The organism is Zavarzinia sp. CC-PAN008 (genome assembly GCF_051903925.1).
Classification (GTDB): Bacteria; Pseudomonadota; Alphaproteobacteria; order Zavarziniales; family Zavarziniaceae.
The window spans coordinates 527,118-552,431 of the sequence record NZ_CP173678.1; the positions used below are offsets into that span (position 1 = coordinate 527,118).

The window sequence follows — 25,314 nt, forward strand, 5'->3', positions numbered from 1 at the left end:
CGAGGCTCGCTTCGCTCGCACCTCAGGATGAGGTGCCTCTATCCAGAACATGGAGAAAACATGCCCAATCGCGATCTGGCGGCACGCCAGGACGCCGCGGTGACGTTGACACCCGCGGTCAGGACCAATGGCACCACGACCGGCTCCACCGTCGACCTGCGCGGCTTCGATGCCGCGATGGTCGTCGTGGGCTTCGGCGCGTGGACCGACGGCACCCATACGCCGTCGCTGGAGGCAAGCGCCGACGGCACGACCTTCGCCCCCGTCGGGACGGCGGACCTGCGCGGCACTTTCGCGGCTGCGACCGGAACCGCCGCGGCCGGCAGCGTGCAGCGCGTCGGCTACCTGGGACCGGAGCGGTACGTCCGCGCCCGCATGGTCGTGGCCGGTGCCACCAGCGGGGCGGCAAGCGTCGGCTTCGTCCATCGCGGCTACCCCGCGCAGGGGCCCGTCTGAGAATGGCCACGATCCTGGACTGGCTGGCGGTGCCCTGGCGCCGTGGCCTGGGTACGGTGCTGACCGCACCGGGCCTGATCGCGGAGGGAGCGCTGGACTGGGTGACGCCGGCGGGCGTCGCCCTGGACGTGGCCTGGGCCACGGTGCGGCCCGGCGGTTGCCTGGTCATGACCGCGGCGACGCCGGCGGATCGCGATGCCCTGCACGCGGCGGCCCTCACCAGTGGCGCCGAGGTCGTGGAGGACGAAGGCGGCCTGCTGGTTGCGCGACGCCGCAGCGATGGCGCCTGGGTCTATCGCCCCTGGTGGCGGCGGGTGCGCAACTGCCTGGTGATCCGCTATGGCGGGCTGGGCGACGCGCTGATGGCGTCGTCCATCCTGCCGGCGCTGAAGGCCGATGGCTGGCACGTCACGGTCAATACCGGACCTGAGGGGGAAGCCGTGCTGCGCCACGACCCCCATGTGGATGCCTGGATCGTGCAGGACCGCGACCAGGTGGCGATGGGCGACCTGCCGGCATACTGGGCGGCCCTTGCGACCCGCTTCGACCGCGTCATCAACCTGACCGAGAGTGTCGAGGCCAGCCTGTTGAAGGTGCCGGGGCGCCTGGACTTCTTCTGGCCCGATGCGGCGCGACGGCTGGCCTGTGGCGTCAACTACCTGGAGCAGACGCACGCGATTGCGGATGTCTCCTATGAGGGCCCTCGCCAGCGCTTCCACCCCACGGCCGACGAGGTGGCACAGGCGGACGCGCTGGTCGCGCGTCATCGGCCGCTGGTCCTTTGGGTTCTGGGCGGCTCGGCGGAGCACAAGGTGTGGCCGTGGACACCGGCCGCCCTGGTCCGCCTGCTGGCCGCTCGGCCGGATGTGACGGTGGCCCTGGCCGGGGGGCCAGACTGCGCCGAGCTGGCGCGGTCGGCCTTGGCCCAGGTCGCGGCCTTTGGCGGCGATCGCGATCGCCTGCTGGACCTGGTGGGGCGCCAGGACGTGCGCGCCGCCATGGCGCTGGCGACCCGGGCCACGCTGGTCGTGGGGCCGGAGACGGGCCTGCTGAACGCGGCCGCATGCGAGGCCAATGCCAAGGTCGTGCTGCTGTCCCATTCCAGCGCCGTCAACCTGACACGCGACTGGACCAGGACCACCGCCCTCGCCCCGGCACCGGAGGCGGCACCCTGCCAGCCCTGCCACCGACTGCATCCCGATACCAGCCATTGCCCGCGCCATGCGTCCGGCTTTGCCCTGTGTGCCGCGACGATCCCGGTCGACGCCGTGGTGGATGCGGTCCTGGCCGCCCTTGACCCGATGGAGGTGGCCCATGCCGCTTGAACTGACCGAGGCGCCGAGCGTCGAGCCCTTGTCGCTGGAGGCGATGAAGGTGCACCTGAGGCTGGAGACGGACGACGAGGACGCCCTCGTCCTCCACTTGGTCGCGGCGGCACGCAGTGCGTGCGAGGCGGCGACCGGCCGGGCGCTGCTGGACCAGGCCTGGTGCCTGTGGCTGGACGCCTGGCCCGACCGGGCGATCAACCTGCCCCGGCCCCCCTTGCGCAGCCTGACGGGCGTTTCCCTGTTCGACGGGGAGGGCGCGGAGGTCGCGCTGAGTGCCGATGACTGGACGTTGGACACGGCCGGTGAGCCGGCGCGGATTCGGCTGGACCCGGCGGTGCGACCCGCAAGCGCCCGTCGTCTGAACGCCATCGCCATCCGCTACCGCGCCGGCTATGGCACGACGGCGGATCAGGTCCCTGCCCCCTTGGTCCAGGGCATCGCCCTGCTGGCTGCGCATTGGTACGAGCGGCGGGAGGCCGTCGCCGACCCCACGCTGGCGCCCGTCCCCTATGGCGTCGCGGCGCTGTGGGCGCCGTACCGGCTGGTGCGGCTATGACCGCGGTCGGCGCCCTGCGCGAACGGGTTGAGCTTCAGGCCGAGGTGACGGGGGCCGAAGACGGCAGCGGCGGCCATGTCCATGGCTGGGCAAGGCTGGCTGTCGGCGGCATGGCCTGGGCCAAGGTCGACGCGCTGACCGGGCGAGAGCGCCTGACGGCCGAGCGGCCGGAGGGGCTGGTGACGCACCGCGCGATCCTGCGGGCGCGCGACGACCTGGCGCCCGGCATGCGGCTGATCTGGCGCGGCCGGGCCCTGGCGATCAAGGCGTTCCTGCCCCAGCGACCCGCCAACCGCTGCACCCTGCTGTGCGAGGTCGCACAATGACCGCAGCACTGGACGTGCAGCGGGCGCTGGTCGCGACCCTGCTGGCGGCCCCGGCCGTCGCGGCCCTGGCCGGGACTCGCGTGTTCGACCACGTGCCCCGCCGCGTCGCCTTTCCCTTTGTCAGCCTGCGGCTGGAGGAGACGGCTGACGACGGCACCAAGACGGGCGCCGGCCTGGTCGCGCGGTTCGAGATCACCTGCTGGTCCCGCCGCCATGGCGCGGCGGAGGCGCTGGAACTGGCGGGCGGTGTCGTCCTGGCGCTGGACCGGGTGGCGCTGCCCCTGGGCGGCGGTTGGCGCTGGCTGGACGGCCGCGTCAGCCAGCGCCGCGTGACGCGCGAGGACGACCACGAGACGGTGCGCGTCCCGCTGGCGGTCCGCCTGCGCATCGAAGCCGAACAACCGATCACGGAGTGAGACAATGGCACGGCAACGCGGCGACCTGTTCCTGTTGCAGGTCAACCTGGACGGCGGCAGCGGCTTCGCGACGGTCGCGGGGCTGCGCGGCACGGTCCTGTCGGCCAGTGTCCAGCCGGTCGACGTCACGGCCAAGGATTCCGGCGGCTTTCGCGAGCTTCTGCCCGGCGCGGGGGTGCAATCCCTGACCCTGAAGGGGCGCGGTGTCTTTGATTCCGGCACGGCGCACGAGCGGGTGCGCACCCTGTTCGCGGCGCGGGCCGTCGTGCGCTGGCGCATCACGCGCGGCGACGGCTCGCGCTGGACAATGCCGGCCATGGTGACGGCCCTCGACTATGCAGGCGACCACGATGGCGAGGAAACCTTCGAGCTGACCGTCGAAAGCGCCGGCGCCGTCAGCTTCGACCGGGCCTGATCGGTCGCACCGGATGCTTCGAGACGCGTCTCTTCGAGCCGCTCCTCTGCATGACGACGTTGTTTTCATTTGGAAATGCCCAACGTCGCCCTCCCGAGGAAGGCCGCAAGGCCTGTCTCGACGGATGCCGGAACAACCTACACGTGTCCAATTCAACTCCTTTCCAAGGATCGATCCATGGCAAACCTGACACCCCTGGTGACGGCGGAAGCCGGCATCGACCTGACGACGCTGGGCACGGCGGAGGCTGGCGGCGATGCCTTCGCCAATGACGGCGCCACGCTGCTGCTGGTGACGACCGGCGGGACCGCCTGCACGGTCACGATCCCGGCGCAAGTGACCGCGGCCGAGGTCGCCGGCATGGGCCGCCTGACCAAGGCCAATGCCGGCGGCACGGTCGCCACGAACAGCCGGCGCATCTTCGGCCCGTTCCCGCCCGCTGCCTTCAACGATGGCCAGGGCCGCGCGGTCGTCAGCTATTCGCAGGTGGCGGGCGTCGGCGTCGCGGCGCTGCGTGTGCCAAGGGGGCTGTGATGGCCAACCCGCATCGCGGCGAGGTCGACCTGGTGATCGGCCCGCACCACCTGACCCTGCGCCCCACGTTCGAGGCCCTGGTGGAGATCGAGGAGCGCGCCGGCACCGGGCTGATCCCGCTGACGCGGCGCTTCCTGTCGCGCGACTTCGGGCTGAAGGACGCGCTCGCCGTGATCGGCCCAGCGGCCAAGGCGGGCGGGCGTGTGCCCGACGACCTGGGGCCCGCGCTGGTGGCGCACGGCCTGGTCGGACTGGGGCCTGCCTTGGCCGGGTTCCTGGTCCGCGCCGTGGCCGGACCCGATCCCGCCACGCCCGCCACCCGCCACTGAGCCGATGGCCGGGCTTGACTGGGCCGACTGGCGGCGGCTGGCGCTGGGCCTGCTGGGCTGGACGCCCGAGGCCTTCTGGCAGGCGACACCCGACGACCTCGTGGCTGCTCTTGAGGGCCTGCGCGGCCGCTTTGCCAGCGGGCACGAGGCCGCCCTGCGCCGGGACCTGACCCACCTGGACCGCACATTCGGAGACCGATGATGGTGACGACGATCGTGCCCGATGCCGACCTTGAACCGCTGCGCCGCACGCTGGAGGCGGCGGAGGCCCAGGCCGCCGCCAGTGCGGCCAGCCTGAACCGCAGCCTGAGCCTGGCGCCGGACACAGCCGGGCTGGACCGCCTTGGGGCGCGGCTGGAACAGCTGGACAGCGCCGCGGGGCTGGCCAGCCGCAGCCTGTCGCGCAGCCTGGCCGGCGCCCTGAACGGGGTCGAGACGGACTGGTCGCGCGTCCTGTCCCGCCTGTCGCAGGACCTGGTCGCATTCTTCCTGCGCGCCAATGTGGTGGCGCCCCTGCTGCGCGGCCTGACCGCTGGCCTGGGCGGAGGGGGAGGCGGCCTGCTGGGCGCCGGCATATCCGGCTTCCTGGCGGATGGCGGCCCCGCACTGCCCGGCCGTGCCTATGTCGTGGGCGAACGCGGGCCCGAACTGTTCGTGCCGCGCGCGGCGGGCACGGTCGTGCCCAACGGTGCCGCGACGGGCGCCACGGTGAACGTGACGATCCACACGCCCGACATCGGAGGCTTCAACCGCGCGCGGTCGCAGGTCCAGGCCGAGATCGCGCGCGCGGTCGCCGCCGGCCGGCGGACGCTGTGAGGCCAGGGCCATGAGCGGCGGCATCCTGCCCATCGTCTTTCCCGGCGCCATCGCCCAGGGCAGCAGCGGCGGGCCCAGCTACTCCACGACCGTGGTCACCCTGGCCAGCGGGCACGAGCAGCGCAACATCAACTGGGCCCAGGCGCGCCATCGCTACAACGTCGCCCGCGGCATTACCACCGCGCAGCGGCTGGAGCAGGTCGTCGCGCATTTCCACGCGGTCCAGGGACGGGCGCTGGGCTTCCTCTATCCCGATCCGCTGGACCATGGCTCCGGCCCCGGCGGCATTGAACCCACCCCGCTCGACCAGGCGATCGGGACTGGCGACGGCGCCACCACCGCGTTCCAGCTGCGCAAGACCTATGCCCGCGGGGGCGCGGAGCGGTCGCGAACCATTACCCGGCCCGTACCGGGCAGCGTGCGCTGCGCCGTGAACGGCACGGAGACCGCAGCCTTCACCGTCGATACCACGACCGGGATCGTCAGCTTTGCCAGTGCCCCCGGCGCGGGCCTGCTGGTCCAGGCGGGGTTCCGGTTCCTGGTGCCAGTGCGCTTCGACACCGACCACCTGGAAACCAGCTGGGAAGCCTGGGCCGCGCAGGCGGTGGCCGAGCTTCCCCTGATCGAGATCCGCGAATGCTGAGGAGGACCCGATGACCATCCTGTGGGCCGACAGCTTCGACCACTACGGCCTGAACGCCGACGATGCGCTGCGCTCGGGCTGGAACACGTTCGACCGCCCGGTCAGCGCGGCCCTGGCCCGCACCGGAAGCCAGGCGGTGCGCATCGCCCCCAGTTCCACCCTGTGGCTGCGGCTGAAGCGGGCCTTTGACGCGCCGCGCACCACCATCGTCATGGCCGCGGCCTATCGCTTCGACCAGGCGCCGACCAATGGCACCCGCACCCAGGTCCACGGCTTCATGGACAGCAATGGCGACCAGCAGGGCGTTCTGACCCTGTCGACCGCCGGCTTCCTGGACTATCGCGTGGGCGACAGCAATGCGGCCGTCGTGGCGACGTCCAGCGCGCCGGTCACCTTCGCCACCTGGCAGCATGTCGAGCTGCGCCTGGCAGTCGCGAACAGCAGCGGTGCGGTTGAGGTCCGGCTGAACGGCCAGACGGTGCTCAGCTATAGCGGCGACACCCAGGCGACGGCCCACGCCGACATCCTGGAATGGTTCACCTCGGTCAACGCGGGCAGCGCCGCGGCCTTTCATGTCGATGACGTCGTGGCTGCCACCGACTGGGTGGGCGACCTGCGCGTGCACACGCTGTTCCCGGCGGGGGACACCGTGCAGGCCGACTTCGTGCCCGACAGCGGCACGACCGGCTTCAGCCGCATCCGGGAGGCCGCCCCCGATGGCGATGCCTCGTTCGTGGCCAGCGACAGCGCTGGCGCCGTCTCCCTGTTCGCGCTCGACGCACCGCCCGCCGGAATCGGCGCCATCGCCGCGGTGATCGTGGACGTGGAGGCGCGCAAGACTGATGCCGGGGCCTGCACCTTCCGCAGCGGGCTGCGCTCCGGCGTGGCCGTCGCCCATGGCTCCGCCCACGCGCCGGACACCACCTATGGCGGGCACGAGGCGGTCTTTGCGAGCGATCCCGCGACCGGCGCGCCCTGGACCCGCAGCGCCCTGGCCGCAGCACAGCTCCGGCTGGAGCGACTGACATGAGCGCGCTGCGCATCGGCCGGGCGGCCGCGCTGGCGCCAGCGGCGGCCGGGACGCGCGCGGTGCACGCCAGCCGTATCGCCTGCCTTGTCCTTGCGGAGCGCCAGGCGCCCTTGCGGCTTGGCCGGGTGGCGGTGCTCCTGCCCGCACTGTCCACGCCGTGCGTGACGCGCCATGCCCTGGTCTGGACGATCCGACGGCGTGACGGCACGGCCCATGCCTTCACGACCCATGACCGGGCCCTGTCCTTCCAGGGCTTGGTGGCGCGCGCCTGCGACGGTTTCGCGCCCAGCGCCAGCGAGGCGCGGTCGGACGGATCGGCCGGCACCATGGACCTGGTGGGCGTGCTGAACGACGAGATCGCAGAGGCTGACCTGCTGTCCGGCGCGCTGGACGATGCCGACATCGAATGCTGGCAGGTCGACTGGGACGATCGCGGCACCACGCCCCGCCTGCTGCAGAAGGGGCGCATCGGTCAGGTCGAGCACAGCGCCGCCGGGTTCAGGCTGGAGGTACGAACGCTGGCAGCGCTGCTGAACCAGCCGGTGGGCGAGGTCTACACGGCGCAGTGCCGCTGGACCCTTGGCGATGCGCGGTGCGGCGTGGCCGTCACGGTGCGCAGCGGCACGGTCACCGCGGTCGACGGCCTGGGCGCGTTCCGCGACGACGGGCTGAGCGACCCGGACGGAACGTTCGACCATGGCCGGCTGAGCTGGACGACGGGAGCGAATGCGGGTCTGGCGGGCGCGGTGAAGCGCTGGACGCTGGCCGATCACAGGCTGGTCCTGCACCAGCCCGCTGCCCGAGCCGTCGCCCCCGGAGACACGTTCGACGTTGCCTTTGGCTGCCCGCGCACGGCGGATGCGTGCGCCAACCGCTTTGCCAACCTGCTCAATTTCGGCGGCTTCCCCCATGTGCCGGGGCATGATGCCCTGCAGCAGCGGCCACCCGCGCGATGAGGGGGGACCCGCCAACCGATGCGCGGATCATCGCCGCGGCGCGGACCTGGCTGGGCACGCCGTGGCGCCACCAGGCCAGGACGAAGGGGGTCGGCGTCGACTGCGCCAACCTGGTGATCGGCGTGGGACTTGAGGTCGGCACGCTGAGCCCGGACCGGATGGAACCGCTGCTTGCCCGCTATGGCGCTTATCCACGCCAGCCGGTGCCGGGGCGGATGATCGCCGCCCTGCGCAGCTTCCTGGTCGAGGTGGAGCGGCCGGCCGGCACGCTGCTGCCCGCCGACCTGCCCTGGATGGACTGGGGCGGCCTGCCCTGTCACCTGGGAATCGCCACCATCCTGGCCGATGGCCGGCCGGGGCTGCTCCATGCCTTCGCGCCAGCGCGCCGCGTGGTCGAGCATGGCCTGTCGGCCGACATCCACGCCCGCGTCCGCGCCGTTTTCCGCCTGCCCCAGCCGCCTATTTGACGACGTGCAGGACCGGGCGCATGCGCACCGCGCGCGCCTCTTCCTGCGCGTTCAGGAAGCGCAGCGCGTCCAGGCCGACCGCCCGCTGCCCCGCACATCCCGGCACGCTGTCGTCCAGTTCGTCGAGCAGGGACCGCAGCGCCTGCTGCACCGCGCGACGCTGCATCGGGTCGTCCGCGACCGCCAGAAGTGCGGCTGCCAGCAGCGACGGAGCGCGCCGCCGTTCCAGCAGTGCCGCCTCCTCGGCGCGGCGCTCCTCGATCTGGCGGAGGCGCTGCTCCACCCGTGACTGCCCGGCTGCCGTCTGAAGCGGCCCGTCCATGATGCCCCCCGGCCATTCCGGCCGATTCCCCGTGTCGACAAAAGGCTACGGGAGGGCCGCCAGCCGGGGGCGTGTCTTTTCCGTGATCGCCGCATGCCCAAACGGAGACCGAGATGGCCGCCCTGATCCTGCCCATCCTGGCCAGCAGCCTGCTGCCCGCCGGGGCGTCAGCCCTGGTCGCGGCTGGCGTGACGACTGCTGCCGCCCTTGCCGGCAACGCGCTGGACCAGGCGCTGTTCGGCGGCGGGAGTGATCGCAGCGGACCGCGCCTGGGCGACCTGGCCGTGACCGCGTCGACCTATGGCGCCGGCATCCCGGTGTTTGAGGGACGATCGTTCCGCACGGCCGGCATTGTCGTCTGGTCAGGCGGCCTGGTCGAGACCGCGCACGAGGAGGAAACAGGGGGCAAGGGCGGCTCTGGCCCCACGGTCACGACCTGGTCCTATCATGTCGATCTGGCTGCGGCCCTGGGCGAAGGGCCAATCGCCGACCTGCGCAGGATCTGGGCCAACGGCACGCTGATCTTCGACGCCGGTGCCGCGACGGCCCCCTTCGACGCCCTTCCCGGCGGCTTTGCCAGCACGGTCGCCAGCGGCGCGCACAGCAATCCCTATGCCCTGCGCTTTCGCGGCGGAACGGCCGAGCAGGAGCCCGACGCGACGATCGAGGCGGCGTTGGGCGCTGGCCTGGTCCCCGCCTATCGCGGCACGGCGCTGGTCGTCCTGGAGCGCCTGCAGCTGGCCGATTTTGGCAATGCCATCCCGAACCTGGAATTCGAGATCGTGCCCATTGCCGCCGGCACCGTGGGCACCGCCGCAGCGCGCCTGGCCGGCCGGGCCCTTGTCCCCGTCGCGGGCCAGGGCGAGCTGGCGCAGGCCCTGCCCGGCTATGCCGTTGCCAGGCCGGGTCCTGCGCGGGCGGCACTGGACCAGCTGGGCCAGGCCTTTGCCTTTGACGTGGCGGAGGTTGCCGGCGCGGTACGCCTGGCGCCGCGCGGCGGGGCCGTGCGCGCCCTGCTGGAGCAGGACGATCTGGGCGCGCACGAAGCGGGGGACGAGCCGCCGCCCGCCGTCACCCTGGCCCGCATGGCTGCTGCCGAACTGCCGGCCCAGGTGACGCTGACCCACCTGGACCCGGCCACGGAGTTCCAGCAGGCGACGCAGCGCGCCCGCAACCCCGTGGACCAGGGGCGGATGATCGAGGCGCATGCCCTGCCCCTGGTCCTGCCGGCGGACGATGCGCGCGGACTGGTCGAGCGGCTGCTGTGGCAGGCCTGGACCGAACGCACGACGGCGCGCGTCGCGCTGAGCGACCGCCATGTGTTCCTGGCCCCCGCCGACTGCGTCCTGCTGGACCTGGCCGACACCCTGCGTCGGTTCCGCATCCAGCGCCTGGTGCGGGGTGCCAACGGCGTGACCGAGGCGGACCTGGTGGCGGACGACCCGGCGATGCTGGAACAGGACCTGCCCGGCATGTCGGCGACGGCCAGGCCCGCCAACAGCCTGCGCCAGGTCGGCCTCACCGTGGCCGTGCTGCTGGACCTGCCGCTGCTGGACGACGGCGACGACGCGGCCGCCCTGCCGTTCCTTGTCGGCCTGTGCGGGCCGGCAGACGGCTGGCGCGGGGCCGCCCTGCATCGCTCGACCGATGGCGGGGCGACGTTCCTGCCGGTCCTGGCGGAGTCGCGCCGCGCCGTCCTGGGCACCGCCAGCACCGCCCTGCCTGCGGGTCCGGTGGCAACCTGGGACCGCGCCAGCACCGTGACCGTCGTCCTGGCCCATGCCACGCACAGCCTGTCGAGCCGGCCGGAAGCGGACCTGCTCACGTCCACCGTCAACGCGGCAGCGATCGGCGGAGAGGTGGTCCAGTTCGCCCAGGCGACCCTGATCGCGCCCCAGACCTACCGCCTGTCGGTCCTGCTGCGCGGCCGCCTGGGGACAGAGGACCGGGTCGCCGACCACTTGCCGGGCGAGGCGTTCTGCCTGCTGGCGCCGGGCCCCCTGCGCCGGATCGATCCGGGACTGGCGGAACTCGGCGCCACGCGGCTCTACAAGGCGGTGTCGATCCCGCTGGAACCGGTCGACGCGGCGCCCCTGACATTCACCCTTCATGGGCGGGCGAAGCGGCCCCTGGCACCAGCCCTGGTCCATGGCCGGCGCGCCGGCGCGGGCGGCGACTGGGCGATCGCGTGGCAGCCGCGCACGCGGCTGGGTTCCGCCTTCTGGTCGGGCGGCGGGACACCATCGGGCGAGCCCGCCGAGCGCTATCTGGTCGAGATCCTGATCGGCAGCGACACCGTGCGCACCCTTGAGGTCGCCAGCGCCGCGGCCACCTATACCGCCGCGCACCAGGTGGCCGATTTCGGCGCGGCGCAGGCAGCGCTGGACGTCCGCGTGACCCAGCTGTCGGCCAGCGTCGGGCGGGGTATCGCGACCCTGGCCCACTTGACCTGATCCCCACGATCCCTGGAGAGCCGATGACGACGACACCGATCGGCGGGCTGCCTTTGCTGCCCGTGCGTCCTGTGAACCCGGATGTGATCCACAACCAGGCGATCCTGCTGCTGGAGGTTCTGCTGCGTGGTGTGCTGGACAAGGACCTGTCCGCACCGCCCGCCCATGGCGACGGCCAGGCCTATATCGTGGCGGCCGGCGGCAGCGGTGCCTGGACCGGCAAGGACGGCCGCATCGCCCTGTCCTATGGCGGCGCATGGCTGTTCTGGCCGGATGTCGACGGCAGCGGCACCGCCATCGTACCGGGCGCGGCGCAGGAGGGCCTGCGCCTGTGGGTCGCCGACGAGGACCTGGTCTATCGCTGGAACGGCTCGGCCTGGACCGCGCGCCAGACGTTGGCCCAGGGCAGCCTGGCCGCGCCGAGCCTGCACCTGGCAGGCGACCCCGATACCGGCATCGACCAGACCAGCGGCGCCAACACGCTGTCGTTGATCGCCGGGGGTAGCGAGCAGGTCGTCGTCGGCGCCTGGACCCTGCTGGTCCAGGGTGAGGCCAATGCCGCTTTCGCCGCCAACCGCTATTCGAACAGCGGGGCCGGCGCCTTCAACGGCCGGCGCCTGCGCGGCAGCCTGTCCAGCCCGGCCGCGGTCCAGCAGAACGACTTGGTCTTTGCCCACAATTTCAGTGCCTGGGGCGGCTCGCTGTTCCGCGTCACCGCACAGATCCAGGCGACCGTGACCGAGACGACGCCCAGCGACAGCGCCATGGGCGGCATGCTGACCCTGGCCACGACGCCCGCGGGCGGTGTCTCGCCCAGCGAACGGTTGCGCATCGGGATGGACGGCGCCGTGGCCCACCGGGCCAACGCAACCACGGTGATCGACGCCAGCAGCCACCTGGGCCTGCGCAGCTACACCGTGGGCACGCTGCCCGCAGCCGGCACCGCGGCGCGCCTGATCTATGTGTCGGACGGCACAGGCAGCAAGCGCCTGGCCGTCAGCGACGGCGGCAACTGGCGCTGGCCCGACGGGGTCGTCGTCTCCTGAGCCCATCCACCACCTGTTCCCATCCCCCACAGCGGCGAGCGAGGTCCGATGCCCGATATCAGCGAAGCCGAAATCCCCTACGAGGTGCTGGTGCGCCTGGCCGCCAGCGAGGACGAGCCGGGCTGGACCCTGGCCGGCGCCCATATCCAGACGCGGCGCATCCTGCGCATCGACGGCGTGGTCCGGGCCGACGAGATCCAGCCCGCGCGGCCGCTTGGCGCCCAGGACGGGCCCGTGGTCGCGGCCCTGATCGCCCATTTCCAGCAGGGAGGTGCCGCATGACCCGAGGCGACACCCGGCGCTGCCTGGCGCTGCTGCACTTCCTGCTGGCCCGCCTGCGCGAACCGTCGACCTATGGCGGGCTGGCCGCGCTGCTGACGGCGGCCGGCTGGTCGGTGCCGGACGGCCTGTGGGACCAGGGGGTGGCCAGCGCCATCGCCCTGGCCGGCCTGATGGCGATGCTGCTGACGGAGCGGCGGCCATGAGGGGCCGCGCGCTGCGCCCTGGCCTGCGGCCCGCGGCGGGACTAGGCTGCCGGCGCCTGATGGAGTGCGTCATGCGCCGGTCGATCCTGTCCCTTGGTCTTGCCCTTTGTCTTTCAGGCCTTGCCGCGCCCGCGCAGGCCGAAGGACCCAGCTTCGACTGCGCCAAGGCGCAGACGCCGGTCGAGAAGCTGATCTGCGGCGACGACACGCTGGGTGACCTGGACGGCCAGATGGGCGAGGCGTACCGCCAGGCGCGGACCGCCGCCTCGCCGGAGCGCAAGGCGGCGCTGCTGCGCGAGCAGCGCGCCTGGGCACGCGAGCGCGACGCGCGGTGCGGTGTCACCGTCCAGTCGCTGGGGGAGATCGGCACCCGGTCTGGCGTCGTTCAGTGCCTGACCGAGCAGACCTACTGGCGGGTCCAGGCGCTGCGCACCACGGCCGATGCCGCGCCGGCACCGGCGCCCCAGGCCGACGCGGCAGAGCCGACCGGAGCCGAACCCGCAGGCGACGTGTTCCAGATCCAGTTCGGCCTGCGCGTGCTTGGCCTCTATGACGGACCGGTCAATGGACTGCCCGGCAAGTCCACGCGCGAGGCAGCCGGGGCATTCGCGGCCCAGGCACAGGTCGATCCCGCCGATCCCGCCGCGGTGCTGGAGGCCCTGCGACCGCGCGTGGCCGAGGCAGCCGGGCCGCCAGCCCCCAGCTTCCGCGATCCGGTCAAGGCCTGCCCCGCGCTGGTCAACCTGGCGCGCCGGCTGGATGCGGCCGATCTGTGCCAGCGGGTCGAGGGCGTCGGCCTGCCGCCCGACTATGACTGCGCCCAGTTCCCCGCCATGCTGGCGGCGGGACGCGGCAAGCCCGACGCCCAGGCCAAGGCCATCTGGGACGAGACGATCGCCAGCCTGGACCGCCTGGCACGCTATCCCTGGGTGCGCGGGACCGGCGCCTGTTCCTGAGCCGCAGCGCCGGGTGAACTGGCGCCATCGCTGGCATGGTCCTTGCTCACCCCTGGACCATGTCGTTCGCGTCACCTGATCGTTCGCATCCACCGGCCAATGCCGCAAGCCTTGGCGGCCGCGGCCCGGGCCATGCCGCGCGCTGCCCGCGCCCCGTGCGGGGCACGGCCACCGCGTCGCATCAGCCGGGCAAGTCCTGCCGGGCGGCAGAACGATCCCTGTTCCGGAGTACCCCATGAGCACCAACGTCCCCATGAGCGTGTTCACGGCCCGGGGCGGCCAGGCGATCGACCCCAAGGTGGTCTCGTCGATCCGGCAGGCCAGCCAGTCGACCGGCGTCGACTTCGCCTACCTGATGGCCAAGGCCTCGCTGGAGAGCAATTTCCAGTCGGACGTCAAGGCATCCAGTTCCAGTGCCACCGGCCTCTACCAGTTCATCGAGCAGACCTGGCTGTCGATGGTGAAGGATCACGGCAGCAAGTATGGGCTGGATTCCTTTGCCAGCCAGATCACGCGCGGCAGCGACGGCCGCCTGACCGTGGCCGACCCCGCGATGCGGCGGCAGATCCTGGACCTGCGCAAGGATCCCCAAATCAGTGCGCAGATGGGCGCCGAGTACGCAGCCCTGAACGAAGGCGACCTGGAAGGCGCGCTGGGCCGGGAAGCGAACGCGACCGATCTCTACGTCGCGCACTTCATGGGCTCGGGCGGTGCGGTCAAGTTCCTGAAGGCCTTGGCCCGCAGTCCGGACGCCAGCGCCGCCAGCCTGTTCCCCAGCGCCGCCGGCGCCAACCGCTCGGTGTTCTACAACAGTGCCGGCCAGCCCCGCAGCGTGTCCCAGCTCTATGAGTGGTTCGGGAACAAGATCGGGGCCGAGATGGCCAAGTTCGGCAACGGGCTGCAGGCGACATTCGACAGCGTTGCCAATGCCCTGCCGGCCGGGACCAGCCTGGTCAGCGGCAGCGGCAGCGCCGGCGGCCCCACCCGTACCGTATTCAGTACCGTGGGAACCGCCCTGGCGGCACCGGTGCTGGCACCGATGACGGTCGTCGCCCTGGCCAGCCTGTCAATTCCGGAAGCCGCGGCGCCGGTCGCCGCCAACACCAATGCCGCGCCCGCCGAGAGCAAATCGACGGTGCAGGCAGCACTTCAGAACCGCGACCGGCGCGCGCTGGAGGGCGGAAAGTAGCGTCGCCTCAGAACTCCACCACCGCCTCGAAGCCGCCAAAGATCATGCGCTGGCCATCGAACGGCATGGTGTCGGGTTTCATGTCGATGCGCGGATCGGCCATCACCTTGGCGTTGATCGCGTCGCGATCCGCGCGGCTGGCATAGGTGATCCAGGAGAAGACGACGACCTCGTCCTCCTTCAGCTGCACCGCCATGGGAAAGGACGTCACCTTTCCCGGGGGCACGTCCTCGCCTACCGCCTCGACATAGGACAGGGCGCCGTGCTCCATCCACACCTCGCCGGCCGTGCGGGCGACCTTCTTGTAGTCCTCGAGCCGCGCGCGCGGCACGGCAAGCACGAAGCCGTCGACATAAGCCATGGTCCGATCCTTTCGTCTGTTCGACCTGGGTTGCATCACCGACAAGGACGGACGGGGCGGCATCGTTCCGACACCGCCGTCGTCGTCTTCGTTCAGGCGGGTTCGGGCGTCGCACCGGCAGCCGCGGCCGCTTCCATGTTCTGGGCGGTGCGGCTGGCGGCATAGGCATCCATGCGCTGCTTCAGCACCGGGTGGCGGACCACCAGGGAGCGGAAGTCGCGGCGATCCAGGGTGTGGAACTCGCAATAGTCGATCGCCGTCACATCGGCCGAGCGCCGCGCCCCGCTGATCAGGGCCATCTCCCCGAAGAAATTGCCCGCCTCAAGCCGGATGGTCCTGCCCCCCACCGCGACCTGGACCGCACCTTGCGCGATGAAATAGATGCGGTCCGCCCGCTCGCCCTTGCGGATCAGCTTCTCGCCCGGGGCCGCCTTGCGCGGCTCCAGCAGCAGGAGCAGATCCTCCCGCGCTTCCTCGTCCAGCTCCGCAAAGATGGGGAAGCGGTCGACGAGCGTCTGGCTCTTCATCGACTTCTCGGCCGCGCGCTCCTCGTTGCGCTTGCTCAGCTCCGCCATCTGGGTGCGCAGCAGGACCATGCGGCGCTGGCCAAAGCGGGCATATTTCTCGCGCCGCTTCGGATCGGCGTTGATCCACGCCATCACCCTGTCCACGCCATAGAACACGGCGGAATTGAGCGTGATCGACAGCAGGGCGCCCGCCAGGATGTAGTCCCGCGCCTCCGGCAGCAGCAGCCCGCTGACGACCCCGAACCCGGCCAGGATGAACGAGAACTCGCCGATCTGGGCCAGTGCCGCCGATACGGTCAGGGCGGCCGACAGCGGATAGCCCAGCGCCAGGACGATCGCGAGCGCCGCCAGCGACTTGCCGATCACGATGATCGCCACGACCGCAAGCACCGCCAGCGGATCGCGGATCAGGATGGACGGGTCGAACAGCATCCCGACCGAGACGAAGAACAGGATTGCAAAGGCATCCTGCAGCGGCAGCGATTCCTGCGCCGCCTTGTGGCTGAAGTCGGATTCGCTGAGGACGACACCGGCAAAGAACGCGCCCAGCGCAAAGGACACGCCGAACAGCTCCGCCGAGCCGTAGGCGATGCCAAGCGCCAGCGCCAGCACCGCCAGCGTGAACAGTTCGCGCGAGCCGGTTCGCGCCACCTGCTTCAGCATTGCCGGGACCAGGCGCGGCCCCAGGATCACGGCCAGGGCGACAAAGGCGCCGACCTTGGCCAGCGTCACCAGGATCGTCATCCACAGGCTGTCGCCGGCGCCATGGGCAACGGCATGGCCGTCCGCCGCGGCCGCCACCGCGGCGGACGGGTTGGCGGGGCCCAGGATCTCTGCCAAGGCGGGCAGGAGGACCAGGGCCAGGACCATCACCAGGTCCTCGACGATCAGCCAGCCGACCGCGATGCGGCCATAGGGCGTCGTCAACTCGTTCCGGTCCTCAAGCGCCCGCAACAGCACGACCGTCGAGGCGACGGAGAGGCTGAGGCCAAAGACCAGGCCCGAGCCGAGGCTCCACCCCCAGAGGTGCGCGACCCCTGCGCCGATGGCGGTGCCGACCGCGATCTGTCCGATCGCGCCCGGTACGGCAATCCAGCGCACGGCCATCAGGTCGCCCATGGAGAAGTGCAGGCCGACCCCGAACATCAGCATGATCACCCCCATCTCCGCCAACTGGCCGGACAGGCCGGCATCGGCCACGAAGCCGGGGGTGAAGGGGCCGACGGCTATCCCTGCGACCAGATAGCCGACCAGGGGCGGCAGGCGCAGGCGGTTGGCAATGAAACCGAAAATGAACGCGAGGACGAAGCCCATCGCGACAGTGGAAATCAGCGTGAAGTCATGATGATCCATCGATCGCCAGCACCTCTCCAGGATTGGGGAAGGATACCGCGATCATCGGATCGCAGCATGTCGAGCGCACAGCATAGCGGTCCGGCGCCTGAGTGACGAGTGACGACGGTCGCTGAATCTTGAAACCCGCCGTGATCGGCCAATGACTTCAGATGAGCGTTGCGGATCCTTGAACGCTCAGCCCTGCGATCACAGCATGGCGTATTCGCCGGGCAATCCCGCCCGCGCCCGGCCGATCTGGTCCCAGGTTCCCGATGCCGTCATGGCGTGCTGGGTCATCGTGAAGCCGTCGCGCAGGCGGCGCTGGACCGGGCTGTCGACGAACACCGCGGTACCGCCCGCCAGTTCGTGCAGCCGGGGCAGGTTGGCCGCCGCCAGCGCGGCCGCGTGGCTGGACGCCATGCGCGCCAGGGCCCTCTCCGCCACGCCGATCGGCTGGCCGGCGCGGGCGCGGTGCCACAGCGTGTCCGCGGCATGGTGCAGGAAGGCACGCCCTGCCAGCAGGTCGGCCTCCGCGCGGGCCAGGACCTCGATCACATGGGGCCGCTCGATCAGCGGCGCCCGGCTCATGGCGGGGACCTTGACGCGCGCCAGTGCCCGCACCTCCCCGAACAGGCCGTCAAGGTTCCCCAGGTGCACCGCGCCCACCGCCAGCGCCAGCATGGCCAGGTACGGAATGTCATAAAGCACGCCGCGCTCGACCCGCTCTGCCGGCACGGGGGAATAGACGCACTCGCGCGGCACGAACACGCCCTCGGCCGCGATGTCGCCACTGCCGGAGCCGGACAGGCCAACCACCTGCCAGTTGTCGATGAAGTGGAGCTGGTCCGGCCGGAACAGGACGGAGCGGCGGGTCCGTCGCGCCGCCGGATCGCGCGGCACGACAACCACGCCGGCCCCGATCCAGTCGGCATTGCGGCTGCCGCTGGCCCAGGCCCAGCGCCCGGTGACGCGATAGCCGCCCTCCTCCTCCACCGCCTCGCCGGTCGAGGCGAAGACCCCGCAGGTGATGCCGTCCGCCTGACCGAACACGCGGGTCGCGACGTCATGCGGCAGGAAGGCGCCGCCAATGCCCGACGTGCTGGCGATCATGCCCAGCCAGCCCGCCGCCGCATCTGCCTCTGCCGCTGCCTCCAGCACCCGCAGCCCATCGCTGGGTGACAGTTCCAGCCCACCGATGGCGGCGGGTGTCCACAGCCGGAACAGGCCCGCCCGCGCCAGGTCCCGGGCCAGGTCGTCGGGCAGGCGTCCACCCCGGTCGATCTCCTCCGCCCGTGCCCGCAATGTCGGGGCCAGCGCACGCACCGCCTGTATCGCGGCCTCGGGATCCGCAGGCGCGCAGCCCGGTTCTGCCCTGTCCATCCTGCCCCCTCGCATGGCGCCCCTGTGCCGGGGCCTTTGCGTCAGGATAGCACGCCGCGGGATCCCCTCTCCTGCTCCGCCAGCCAGTGAAGGGCGCCGTGGGCGGCAGCCGCCCCGGTCGCGAACGACGCCTGAAGCAGGTAGCCGCCGGTCGGCGCCTCCCAGTCCAGCATCTCGCCCGCCACGAACACGCCCGGACGGGCACGCAGCATCAGGCGGTCGTCCAGCGCCTCCAACGCCACCCCCCCGGCGGTGGAGATGGCGCGCGCCAGGCCCTGCACCCCGCTGATCGTCAGGGGCACCGCCTTGATCGCCCGGGCCAGGGCGACCGGGCTGCGCGGCACCTCGCGTCCAAGGCCCTCATGCAGCAGGGCGATGGCGACGGGGGTCAGCCCCAAGGTCCGCTTCAGGTGGCTGGCCAGCGATTGCCGCCCCTGCGGTCGGTCCAGGCGCAGGGCCAGCGCCTCCCCCGTCTCGTTCGGGCGCAGGTCCAGGTGCAGGGCGACCGGCCCACCGCCCAATGCGTCGCGCACCGCCGCGGCCAGGCGATAGACGGCGCCACCCTCCAGGCCATACGCGGTCAGCACCGCCTCTCCCCGGTGCGACCGACCCGCCGCCGACAGTCCCACGGTCTTGAGCGGCGTGCCCGCGAAGCGTGCCTTCAGGTACGGGCTCCAGGCGATGTCGATGCCGCAATTCGCCGGCCGCAGCGGGCGTGTCGCTACGCCCTGTCCCGCCAGGACCGGCACCCAGGTGCCATCGGCACCCAGGCGGGGCCAACTGGCGCCCCCAAGGGCCAGCACGGTCGCCCTTGGCCGGATCGTCCAGGCCGCGCCATCGGGGCCACGGCCGGTCAAGGCCCCGTCCCCGTCCCACCCCGTCCAGTCGTGCCGCGTGCGAACGTCCACGCCCAGCCCGTCCAGGCGTGCGATCCAGGCGCGCAACAAGGGGGACGCCTTCATCGCGTGCGGAAACACCCGCCCGCTGGAGCCGACGAAGGTCGTCTGGCCCAGCCCCTCCGCCCAGGCGACAAGGGCAGCGGGGGGAAACGCGCGCAAGACCGGCTCCAGCCAGTCCGCCGCCCCGCCGTAGCGCGCCAGGAAGGCGGCGAAATCCTCCGAATGCGTCAGGTTCAGGCCCCCGCGCCCCGCCATCAGCAGGCGCCGGGCCAGGCTTGGCATGCGCTCCAGGACGACGACGCGGCGTCCCGCCAGGGCCGCCACCTCCGCCGCCATCAGGCCCGCGGGCCCGCCGCCGATCACGGCCAGGTCCGGTGAATTGTGCTGCGCCATGGCCTGCCGTGTCCTAGATAGCCCCGGGCGAACCTCTTAAGCTGGAACCGTCATGCCTGCACCAAGGACCAGGGCCAAGCGGACGATCAAGGGCACCGCGACCGTCGCAGGCGAGGTGCTGGATTGGGAACTGCTCAGCGAGCAGGGCTGGGATCCGGTCGAGGGGATGCGCGGCCTGCGCATCGCGGTGACGCTGCAGCGCGCCACCGGCCGCACGCTGATCCTGCAATACCCAGCACCGGAGCAGCGCGACATGCGCGATCCGTCCGCACGCGAGCGGCCCAAGGTGGATGCCGCCCGGGTGGAGGCGGACATCCACCGCGCCGTGGCGGCCGGTTTCGACCCGCTGTCGCGCGGACGGCCCAGGACCATGCTGGTCGAGGACCTGCCGGACGAGGCCTGAAAGCGCCAGATCCGGCCCAAGTTCTTGAGAGTGCGCCAAAGTATCTCCGCCCATCCCCGCGAAAGCGGGAATGAGCGAAAATTTCGACGGCTCTCAGTCGATCAGAACGCGACCTGCGTCCGCAGGCCGATCGCCTGGTAGTCGTCGCCGATCGACAGGGTGCCCGCGTTGTTCAGGCGGTCCACATGGACGACCAGGTAGTTCAGCATGAACCGCACATTGGCATTGGCGTACCAGTTCAGGCCAAAGGTATAGACCTCCTGCTCGCCGCCCCGCACACACCCCGTGGCCGAGTTGGGGCCACAGGCAACGCCCGCCGTGTCGCCGTCGTTCAGGTCGACGAACGAGTAGCGCACCGCCAGTTCCCAGGCCCCCCAGCCACTGCCATCCAGCATGAAGGGCGCCTCGACCTTGGGCGCGCCATAGGCCCCGCGCGAGGTCGAGTAGCGCCGCTGTTCGCCGGTGATCATCCACGAGCCCGAGACGTAATAGCCCTCGAACGTCGGGTCGGCATTCGCCGCCGGAAACGGCCGGTCTTCCGAGAAGCCATAGTTCAGGTATTCCGCCTGGACCAGGAAGTTGCGGTAGTTGCCGGCGACTTCCAGGCCCCAGTGCCAGGCGTCGTCGATGTTGAAGCTGCCGGTATCGACCAGGCGGTTGTCGTCGACACGCAGTTCCGGCCGGTCGCGCAGGCGGAAGCCAGTGCGGCTGCCGGGCGTCAGGGAATTGTCGCTGGTCGGATTGAAGACATAGGACGCATTGGCGCCCAGGTGCAGGTTGTACTCCTTGTCCTTCAGCGCCAGCACGGCGCCCTGGATCGTGGCGCCCGTCTGCTCGTCATCCGACGCAGCCGTGCCCGTCCCGGGCGTCGAGCCCGTCAGGTAGGCCGAGGCATAGAAGCGGTCGCCATTGGCGCGGGCGCCCACGGCATAACGCGCGGTCCCGGCCGCCAGGCTGCTGGCCAGGTTCACGGCTGACGCGCGTTCCATGAAGGTGATGTCGTTGGAACTGACGCGGTCCTCCATCGGGCCGCCCGGCTTGAACGCGCCGATGGTCAGGGTGACGGGCTTCAGGCCGGTATAGGACAGCTGGGCCTCGTCGATCGCGGCCGTGTTGTCGACCGAGCCGCCCAGGTCGTACTGGATCAGGAACTCCCAGTCCTTCCACAGCTTGCCGCCCATGCCGACCCGCACCCGGCGAAAGTTGAAGCCGGAATTCAGGTCCTGCACGCCGGCCGGGCGCTGGTCGGTGAAGCCGTTGCGATCGTCCTGCATGTAGGACGCCATGTCATAGTGCACGCGTCCGGTCAGGTAGAGCTCGAACTGGCCGTCGGCCGACTTGAAGGTCGGGCGGCCATTGGTCAGCGTGATCGACGGCTGCGTCGCCGCCTGCTGCTGGATCTGCTGGGTCTGCGCGTTCAGCTTGATCTTCAGGTCCTGCAGCTGGTCCTGCAGGGCGTTGATCTGCGCCTGGAGGTCATTGACGCTCTGGGCATTGGCGGGCATGGCCAGGGCCAGCAGGGTGCAGGCCGTCCCGGCCAGCAGCCGGACGTTCGATCGCATGAGAATTGGCTCCATCGTTCCGGCACACGGGACGCGTCCAAGGCCGCGCGCCCCTGTGTGTTCCCCCGATGGCGCCTGCTCTAGCGATCCTCCATGACGCCCGGATGGACGGCCGATTACGCCGCGGTGACATCGGCCAATGTGGCCGGACGGTCACGCTTTCTCTTCACGGCCCGCCCGTCGGCAGGGGATCGGTGCCTTCGTTCAGGATCGCGAGATAGCGACGATAGGCATAGACCCGCCCACGCCGCCGACCCGTGATCTCGCCCACGATTTCCATCCGTTCGAGATCGCTCAGGGCTGCGTTGACCGTTGGCGCGCTCAGTCCCGCCTCGGCCACCAGGAAGGTCGCCGTGACATAGGGATGCTGTTGAAGAAGGTCATGGACGCGCAGGGCGGAACTGACGCGTTCGCCGGCTGCTGCGATCCTGTCGCGGTCCTGGCGGAACAGGTCGACAATCCGTGTTGCGGCGTCAAAAGCCTGGTTGGCGATCTCCGCCACGCCTGCCAGGAAGAATTCCAGCCAGGCTTCCCAGGCGCCCTGCTCACGTACCTCCTGAAGCAGGCGGTAGTAATCGGCCCTGTGCGCCTTGAGGTAGAGACTGAGATAGAGCAACGGCTTACGCAGGATACCGTTGACACAAAGATACAGCGTCACGAGAAGGCGGCCGATGCGACCATTGCCATCCAGGAACGGGTGGATCGTCTCGAACTGGACATGGATCAGCCCGGCCTTGATGAGGACGGGCAGGCTCGACCGATCCTCATGCATGAAGCGCTCAAGCTCGTGGAGACTGGCCATCATTTCGGCTGGCGGTGGCGGAACAAACAGGGCGTTTCCCGGCCGCGTGCCGCCGATCCAGTTCTGCGAGCGACGGAACTCCCCCGGATTCTTAGTCCCGCCGCGCCCGCCTTGCAGCAGACGGGCATGCATCTCCCTGATCAGGCGCAGCGAAAGGGGAAAGTCGTCCAGGCGCTCCAGCCCATAGATCATCGCGTCGACGTAATTCGACACTTCCCGGATGTCGTCGATCGGGTGGCCAGCGACAGCCTCGTTCTCCAGTCGCAGGAGGTCGTCCAGCGTCGACTGGGTCCCTTCGATCTGTGAGGAAAGGACCGCTTCCTTGCGGACATACATGTAGAGGAAGAGATCCTGACGCGGCAGGAGTGCGGTAATGCCGTCCAGGCGTCCCAGCGCGCGCTCTGCAGCCCCGAGCGGCCCCAGCAGCGGCAGCAGGTTGAGGGGCGGTTCTGGCGGCAAAGCCGGCGGCACGAATGCCCGGACGACCTCCCCCGCGACCGCGCTGTCGACCGTGTAACCCAATCGGGCTGCCAATGGGGGTGGGACAGGGGTCATGGATCGCAGCTTGGCGCCGCGGCCTTATTAAGGCAAACGGGGTTTTTCTTTAATAAGACCGTCCGCTGGTAAGGCTTGCTTAAATAGCGGGCGGCAGCGGCGGCCGCAGGGCGCCATCGTCGGGTGGCGCCCTCAGGCTCCCGTCTTCAGGCCGCCCCTTGCGCGCGGTAGAGGAGCCAGACGCGGATCGCGCTGGACAGGTTGCCGCCGCGGCCTTCGTCGATGCGGGCGACAAGGGCCGCGATCGATACGCGCTCGGCGCGCGCCGCTTCGACCAGGGCATCCCAGAAGGCATCTTCCAGGCTGATCGAGGTGCGGTGGCCGGCCACCGTGATCGACCGCTTGCGGCTGCTGCTGCCGCGCATCGGGGCAGGCGTCGCCGCGGGCAGCGCGACGACGTCCTGCACCTCGTCCTCAAGCGCCATGGCGTGGGCCAATGCGTGGGCGGGCATCAATCCCCCGGGCCCAGCATGTCCTCGGCGCGGACGACCTTGTCGAAGGTCTCCGAATCCACGGCGCCCAGTTCCAGGGCCGCCTCCTTCAGGGTCAGGCCCTTCTTGTGGGCGTGCTTGGCGACGGCCGCCGCCTTGTCATAGCCGATATGGGGGTTCAGCGCCGTGACCAGCATCAGCGACCGGCCCAGCAGCTCGGCCAGGCGCTCGGTATTGGGCTCGATCCCGACCACGCAATTGTCGGCGAAGCTGACGCAGGCATCGCCCACCAGGCGGATCGACTGCAGCAGCGCGTTGATCATCACCGGCTTGAAGACGTTCAGTTCCAGGTGCCCCTGCGCGCCCGCGACCGTGATCGTCACGTTGTTGCCCATCACCTGGGCCGCGACCATGGTCAGCGCCTCGCACTGGGTGGGGTTCACCTTGCCCGGCATGATCGAGGAGCCGGGCTCGTTCTCCGGCAGGCTGAGCTCGCCGAGCCCTGAGCGCGGGCCGGAGCCCATCAGGCGGATGTCGTTGGCTATCTTGTTCAGGCTGGCGGCCAGGACGTTCAGCGCGCCCGACGCCTCGATCACCGCGTCATGCGCCGCCAGGCTTGCGAACTTGTTGGGGGCGGTGACGAAGGGCAGGCCCGTGATCCTGGCGATCTCGGCCGCGATCGCGGTGTCGAAGCCGACCTTGGCGTTCAGGCCGGTGCCGACCGCGGTGCCGCCTTGCGCCAGTTCATAGAGGCGCGGCAGGGCGGCGCGGACGCGGGCAATGCCATGGTCGATCTGCGCGACATAGCCGGAGAACTCCTGGCCCAGCGTCAGCGGCGTCGCATCCTGCATGTGGGTGCGGCCGATCTTGATCAGCTGCGCCCACGCCTCCGCCTTGTCGTTCAGGGCCTTGCGCAGGTGGGCAAGGCCGGGCAGCAGGCGGTGGTGGATTTCCTCCACCGCGGCGATGTGCATGGCCGTGGGGAAGCTGTCATTGGACGACTGGCCGCGATTGACGCTGTCGTTCGGGTGCACCGGCTCCTTGGCGCCACGGCCCACGCCCAGGATCTCGTTGGCGCGATTGGCCAGGACCTCGTTCACATTCATGTTGGTCTGGGTGCCGGAGCCGGTCTGCCAGACGACCAGCGGGAACTCGCCCGCATGGGTCCCGGCGATCACCTCGTCCGCGGCCTGGACGATGGCATCGGCCACGCGCTGGTCCAGTTCGCCCTGGGCGGAATTCACCCGGGCCGCGGCCTTCTTCAGGATGGCAAAGCCACGGATCAGCGGCTCGGGCATGCGCTCGGTGCCGATCTTGAAGTTCTGGATCGAGCGCTGTGTCTGCGCGCCCCAGTAGCGATCGGCCGGAACCTCGATGGGGCCAAACGTATCGCGTTCCGTCCGCGTGGCTGCACTCATCGCAATCACCCTCCACCCTTTTGCCGCGGCCTTCTAGCATGGCGCGGCGGGGTGGGGCAGCCCCCTATCGCGGGGGCCGCAGGGGGCTCAGATGACCAGTGTCCCGAACAGGAAGGCGAACACCACGCCCACCATCAGGATCGCCCCGGCCCGGCTGTCCAGCAGTGTTCCGACCATGATCGCGCGCCTCCCGCCGTCTCCGTCCCAAACACTATCCAATCACTAGGGATAAGAAAAGCCCCTCGAACGGGCGGTCGTAGTGGAATTTCTTATTCAACATTCGATGTGTGTGAAACTGGGGCGGCTCTGCCCCCGCTCGCGCCCGCCAAGGAGCGTGCGGACGGCATCACCGACGCTCCGAGACGCGTCGGTTCGCGCCGCGCCTCAGCATGACGCCGTTGATTTGGTCGGCCTTCTTGCAACAGGCGTCATCCTGAGCAGGCGCGGAGCGCCGTCGCGAAGGAAGTCGATGCAACGCTGAACATGGGCCTGCGCGAATGACCGGGCAAAGCACGGCCCCAATCC

General features: G+C 70.7%; 30 protein-coding genes. 21 read left to right on the forward strand and 9 right to left on the reverse strand.

Going from position 1 to position 25,314, the window contains the following annotated elements:
* Positions 1–60: 60 nt before the first annotated feature.
* The 14 genes from ACI6GS_RS02625 to ACI6GS_RS02690 all read left to right on the forward strand — a co-directional run bounded on the left by ACI6GS_RS02625 (position 61) and on the right by ACI6GS_RS02690 (position 8,272).
* Positions 61–456, forward strand: coding sequence for a hypothetical protein (locus ACI6GS_RS02625; RefSeq protein ID WP_439816219.1), 396 nt, complete (start codon positions 61–63; stop codon positions 454–456).
* A 2-nt stretch (positions 457–458) separates the two neighbouring features.
* A complete protein-coding gene (locus ACI6GS_RS02630) occupies positions 459–1,781 on the forward strand; it encodes a glycosyltransferase family 9 protein (protein WP_439816220.1) in 1,323 nt (440 codons plus the stop codon).
* The gene (locus ACI6GS_RS02635; RefSeq protein WP_439816221.1) at positions 1,771–2,340 is read left to right on the forward strand and encodes a head-tail connector protein; all 570 of its coding nucleotides are present in this window, start codon (positions 1,771–1,773) and stop codon (positions 2,338–2,340) included. Before ACI6GS_RS02630 ends, ACI6GS_RS02635 begins: the two co-directional genes overlap by 11 nt.
* Positions 2,337–2,666 carry a phage head closure protein gene (locus ACI6GS_RS02640; protein ID WP_439816222.1) on the forward strand — a complete coding sequence of 110 codons (330 nt, stop codon included), beginning with the start codon at positions 2,337–2,339 and terminating at the stop codon, positions 2,664–2,666. Before ACI6GS_RS02635 ends, ACI6GS_RS02640 begins: the two co-directional genes overlap by 4 nt.
* Positions 2,663–3,082, forward strand: coding sequence for a DUF3168 domain-containing protein (locus ACI6GS_RS02645; protein WP_439816223.1), 420 nt, complete (start codon positions 2,663–2,665; stop codon positions 3,080–3,082). Before ACI6GS_RS02640 ends, ACI6GS_RS02645 begins: the two co-directional genes overlap by 4 nt.
* Positions 3,083–3,086: 4 nt before the next feature.
* Positions 3,087–3,497: a phage tail tube protein gene (locus ACI6GS_RS02650; protein ID WP_439816224.1), complete on the forward strand. Its 411-nt coding sequence runs from the start codon at positions 3,087–3,089 to the stop codon at positions 3,495–3,497.
* Between the two features lie 177 nt (positions 3,498–3,674).
* Entirely contained in the window at positions 3,675–4,031 is a 357-nt protein-coding gene (locus ACI6GS_RS02655; protein ID WP_439816225.1) for a hypothetical protein, read from the forward strand.
* The gene (locus ACI6GS_RS02660; RefSeq protein ID WP_439816226.1) at positions 4,031–4,360 is read left to right on the forward strand and encodes a gene transfer agent family protein; all 330 of its coding nucleotides are present in this window, start codon (positions 4,031–4,033) and stop codon (positions 4,358–4,360) included. The genes ACI6GS_RS02655 and ACI6GS_RS02660 overlap by 1 nt, the downstream gene beginning before the upstream one ends.
* Before the next feature lie 4 nt (positions 4,361–4,364).
* Entirely contained in the window at positions 4,365–4,562 is a 198-nt protein-coding gene (locus tag ACI6GS_RS02665) for a phage tail assembly chaperone (protein ID WP_439816227.1), read from the forward strand.
* Positions 4,562–5,176 carry a hypothetical protein gene (locus ACI6GS_RS02670; RefSeq protein ID WP_439816228.1) on the forward strand — a complete coding sequence of 205 codons (615 nt, stop codon included), beginning with the start codon at positions 4,562–4,564 and terminating at the stop codon, positions 5,174–5,176. The genes ACI6GS_RS02665 and ACI6GS_RS02670 overlap by 1 nt, the downstream gene beginning before the upstream one ends.
* A gap of 10 nt (positions 5,177–5,186) precedes the next feature.
* Positions 5,187–5,819: a DUF2460 domain-containing protein gene (locus tag ACI6GS_RS02675; protein ID WP_439816229.1), complete on the forward strand. Its 633-nt coding sequence runs from the start codon at positions 5,187–5,189 to the stop codon at positions 5,817–5,819.
* A gap of 10 nt (positions 5,820–5,829) precedes the next feature.
* The gene (locus ACI6GS_RS02680) at positions 5,830–6,849 is read left to right on the forward strand and encodes a hypothetical protein (protein ID WP_439816230.1); all 1,020 of its coding nucleotides are present in this window, start codon (positions 5,830–5,832) and stop codon (positions 6,847–6,849) included.
* Positions 6,846–7,805, forward strand: a complete 960-nt coding sequence (locus tag ACI6GS_RS02685; RefSeq protein WP_439816231.1) for a DUF2163 domain-containing protein — start codon at positions 6,846–6,848, stop codon at positions 7,803–7,805. The genes ACI6GS_RS02680 and ACI6GS_RS02685 overlap by 4 nt, the downstream gene beginning before the upstream one ends.
* Positions 7,802–8,272 (forward strand): hypothetical protein, encoded by a 471-nt coding sequence (locus ACI6GS_RS02690; RefSeq protein ID WP_439816232.1) that lies wholly within the window; start codon positions 7,802–7,804, stop codon positions 8,270–8,272. The genes ACI6GS_RS02685 and ACI6GS_RS02690 overlap by 4 nt, the downstream gene beginning before the upstream one ends.
* On the opposite strand, the gene ACI6GS_RS02695 is transcribed toward ACI6GS_RS02690, so the two are convergent.
* Positions 8,265–8,594: a hypothetical protein gene (locus tag ACI6GS_RS02695; protein WP_439816233.1), complete on the reverse strand. Its 330-nt coding sequence runs from the start codon at positions 8,592–8,594 to the stop codon at positions 8,265–8,267. The genes ACI6GS_RS02690 and ACI6GS_RS02695 overlap by 8 nt on opposite strands.
* Positions 8,595–8,707: 113 nt before the next feature.
* On the opposite strand from ACI6GS_RS02695, the gene ACI6GS_RS02700 reads away from it, so the two are divergent.
* From ACI6GS_RS02700 to ACI6GS_RS02725, 6 genes are all read left to right on the forward strand, one after another.
* On the forward strand, positions 8,708–11,047 hold the full coding sequence (locus ACI6GS_RS02700) for a phage tail protein (protein WP_439816234.1): 2,340 nt from the start codon (positions 8,708–8,710) through the stop codon (positions 11,045–11,047).
* 23 nt (positions 11,048–11,070) lie between these two features.
* On the forward strand, positions 11,071–12,093 hold the full coding sequence (locus tag ACI6GS_RS02705; protein WP_439816235.1) for a DUF2793 domain-containing protein: 1,023 nt from the start codon (positions 11,071–11,073) through the stop codon (positions 12,091–12,093).
* 48 nt (positions 12,094–12,141) lie between these two features.
* A complete protein-coding gene (locus ACI6GS_RS02710) occupies positions 12,142–12,375 on the forward strand; it encodes a hypothetical protein (protein WP_439816236.1) in 234 nt (77 codons plus the stop codon).
* Complete coding sequence (locus ACI6GS_RS02715; protein ID WP_439816237.1) at positions 12,372–12,578, forward strand: hypothetical protein; 207 nt, start codon at positions 12,372–12,374, stop codon at positions 12,576–12,578. Before ACI6GS_RS02710 ends, ACI6GS_RS02715 begins: the two co-directional genes overlap by 4 nt.
* Before the next feature lie 71 nt (positions 12,579–12,649).
* A complete protein-coding gene (locus tag ACI6GS_RS02720; protein ID WP_439816238.1) occupies positions 12,650–13,534 on the forward strand; it encodes a lysozyme inhibitor LprI family protein in 885 nt (294 codons plus the stop codon).
* A gap of 235 nt (positions 13,535–13,769) precedes the next feature.
* Complete coding sequence (locus tag ACI6GS_RS02725) at positions 13,770–14,723, forward strand: hypothetical protein (protein WP_439816239.1); 954 nt, start codon at positions 13,770–13,772, stop codon at positions 14,721–14,723.
* Positions 14,724–14,730: 7 nt separating this feature from the next.
* Here ACI6GS_RS02725 and ACI6GS_RS02730 read toward each other — a convergent pair whose 3' ends face one another.
* From ACI6GS_RS02730 to ACI6GS_RS02745, 4 genes are all read right to left on the reverse strand, one after another.
* Positions 14,731–15,084 carry a DUF1428 domain-containing protein gene (locus tag ACI6GS_RS02730; protein ID WP_439816240.1) on the reverse strand — a complete coding sequence of 118 codons (354 nt, stop codon included), beginning with the start codon at positions 15,082–15,084 and terminating at the stop codon, positions 14,731–14,733.
* 92 nt (positions 15,085–15,176) lie between these two features.
* Positions 15,177–16,964 carry a cation:proton antiporter domain-containing protein gene (locus ACI6GS_RS02735; protein WP_439816241.1) on the reverse strand — a complete coding sequence of 596 codons (1,788 nt, stop codon included), beginning with the start codon at positions 16,962–16,964 and terminating at the stop codon, positions 15,177–15,179.
* A 189-nt stretch (positions 16,965–17,153) separates the two neighbouring features.
* Positions 17,154–18,326: an acyl-CoA dehydrogenase family protein gene (locus tag ACI6GS_RS02740; RefSeq protein WP_439816242.1), complete on the reverse strand. Its 1,173-nt coding sequence runs from the start codon at positions 18,324–18,326 to the stop codon at positions 17,154–17,156.
* 41 nt (positions 18,327–18,367) lie between these two features.
* Positions 18,368–19,618 carry an NAD(P)/FAD-dependent oxidoreductase gene (locus ACI6GS_RS02745; RefSeq protein ID WP_439816243.1) on the reverse strand — a complete coding sequence of 417 codons (1,251 nt, stop codon included), beginning with the start codon at positions 19,616–19,618 and terminating at the stop codon, positions 18,368–18,370.
* A 52-nt stretch (positions 19,619–19,670) separates the two neighbouring features.
* Here ACI6GS_RS02745 and ACI6GS_RS02750 point away from each other — a divergent pair, with 52 nt between their 5' ends.
* Positions 19,671–20,021: a hypothetical protein gene (locus tag ACI6GS_RS02750; RefSeq protein WP_439816244.1), complete on the forward strand. Its 351-nt coding sequence runs from the start codon at positions 19,671–19,673 to the stop codon at positions 20,019–20,021.
* A gap of 101 nt (positions 20,022–20,122) precedes the next feature.
* Here ACI6GS_RS02750 and ACI6GS_RS02755 read toward each other — a convergent pair whose 3' ends face one another.
* The 4 genes from ACI6GS_RS02755 to fumC all read right to left on the reverse strand — a co-directional run bounded on the left by ACI6GS_RS02755 (position 20,123) and on the right by fumC (position 24,789).
* Positions 20,123–21,583, reverse strand: a complete 1,461-nt coding sequence (locus ACI6GS_RS02755) for an OprO/OprP family phosphate-selective porin (RefSeq protein WP_439816245.1) — start codon at positions 21,581–21,583, stop codon at positions 20,123–20,125.
* A gap of 166 nt (positions 21,584–21,749) precedes the next feature.
* Entirely contained in the window at positions 21,750–22,907 is a 1,158-nt protein-coding gene (locus tag ACI6GS_RS02760; RefSeq protein WP_439816246.1) for a Fic family protein, read from the reverse strand.
* Positions 22,908–23,086: 179 nt separating this feature from the next.
* A complete protein-coding gene (locus tag ACI6GS_RS02765) occupies positions 23,087–23,392 on the reverse strand; it encodes a ribbon-helix-helix domain-containing protein (RefSeq protein WP_439816247.1) in 306 nt (101 codons plus the stop codon).
* The gene (gene fumC, locus ACI6GS_RS02770) at positions 23,392–24,789 is read right to left on the reverse strand and encodes a class II fumarate hydratase (protein WP_439816248.1); all 1,398 of its coding nucleotides are present in this window, start codon (positions 24,787–24,789) and stop codon (positions 23,392–23,394) included. Before fumC ends, ACI6GS_RS02765 begins: the two co-directional genes overlap by 1 nt.
* Positions 24,790–25,314 lie beyond the last annotated feature (525 nt).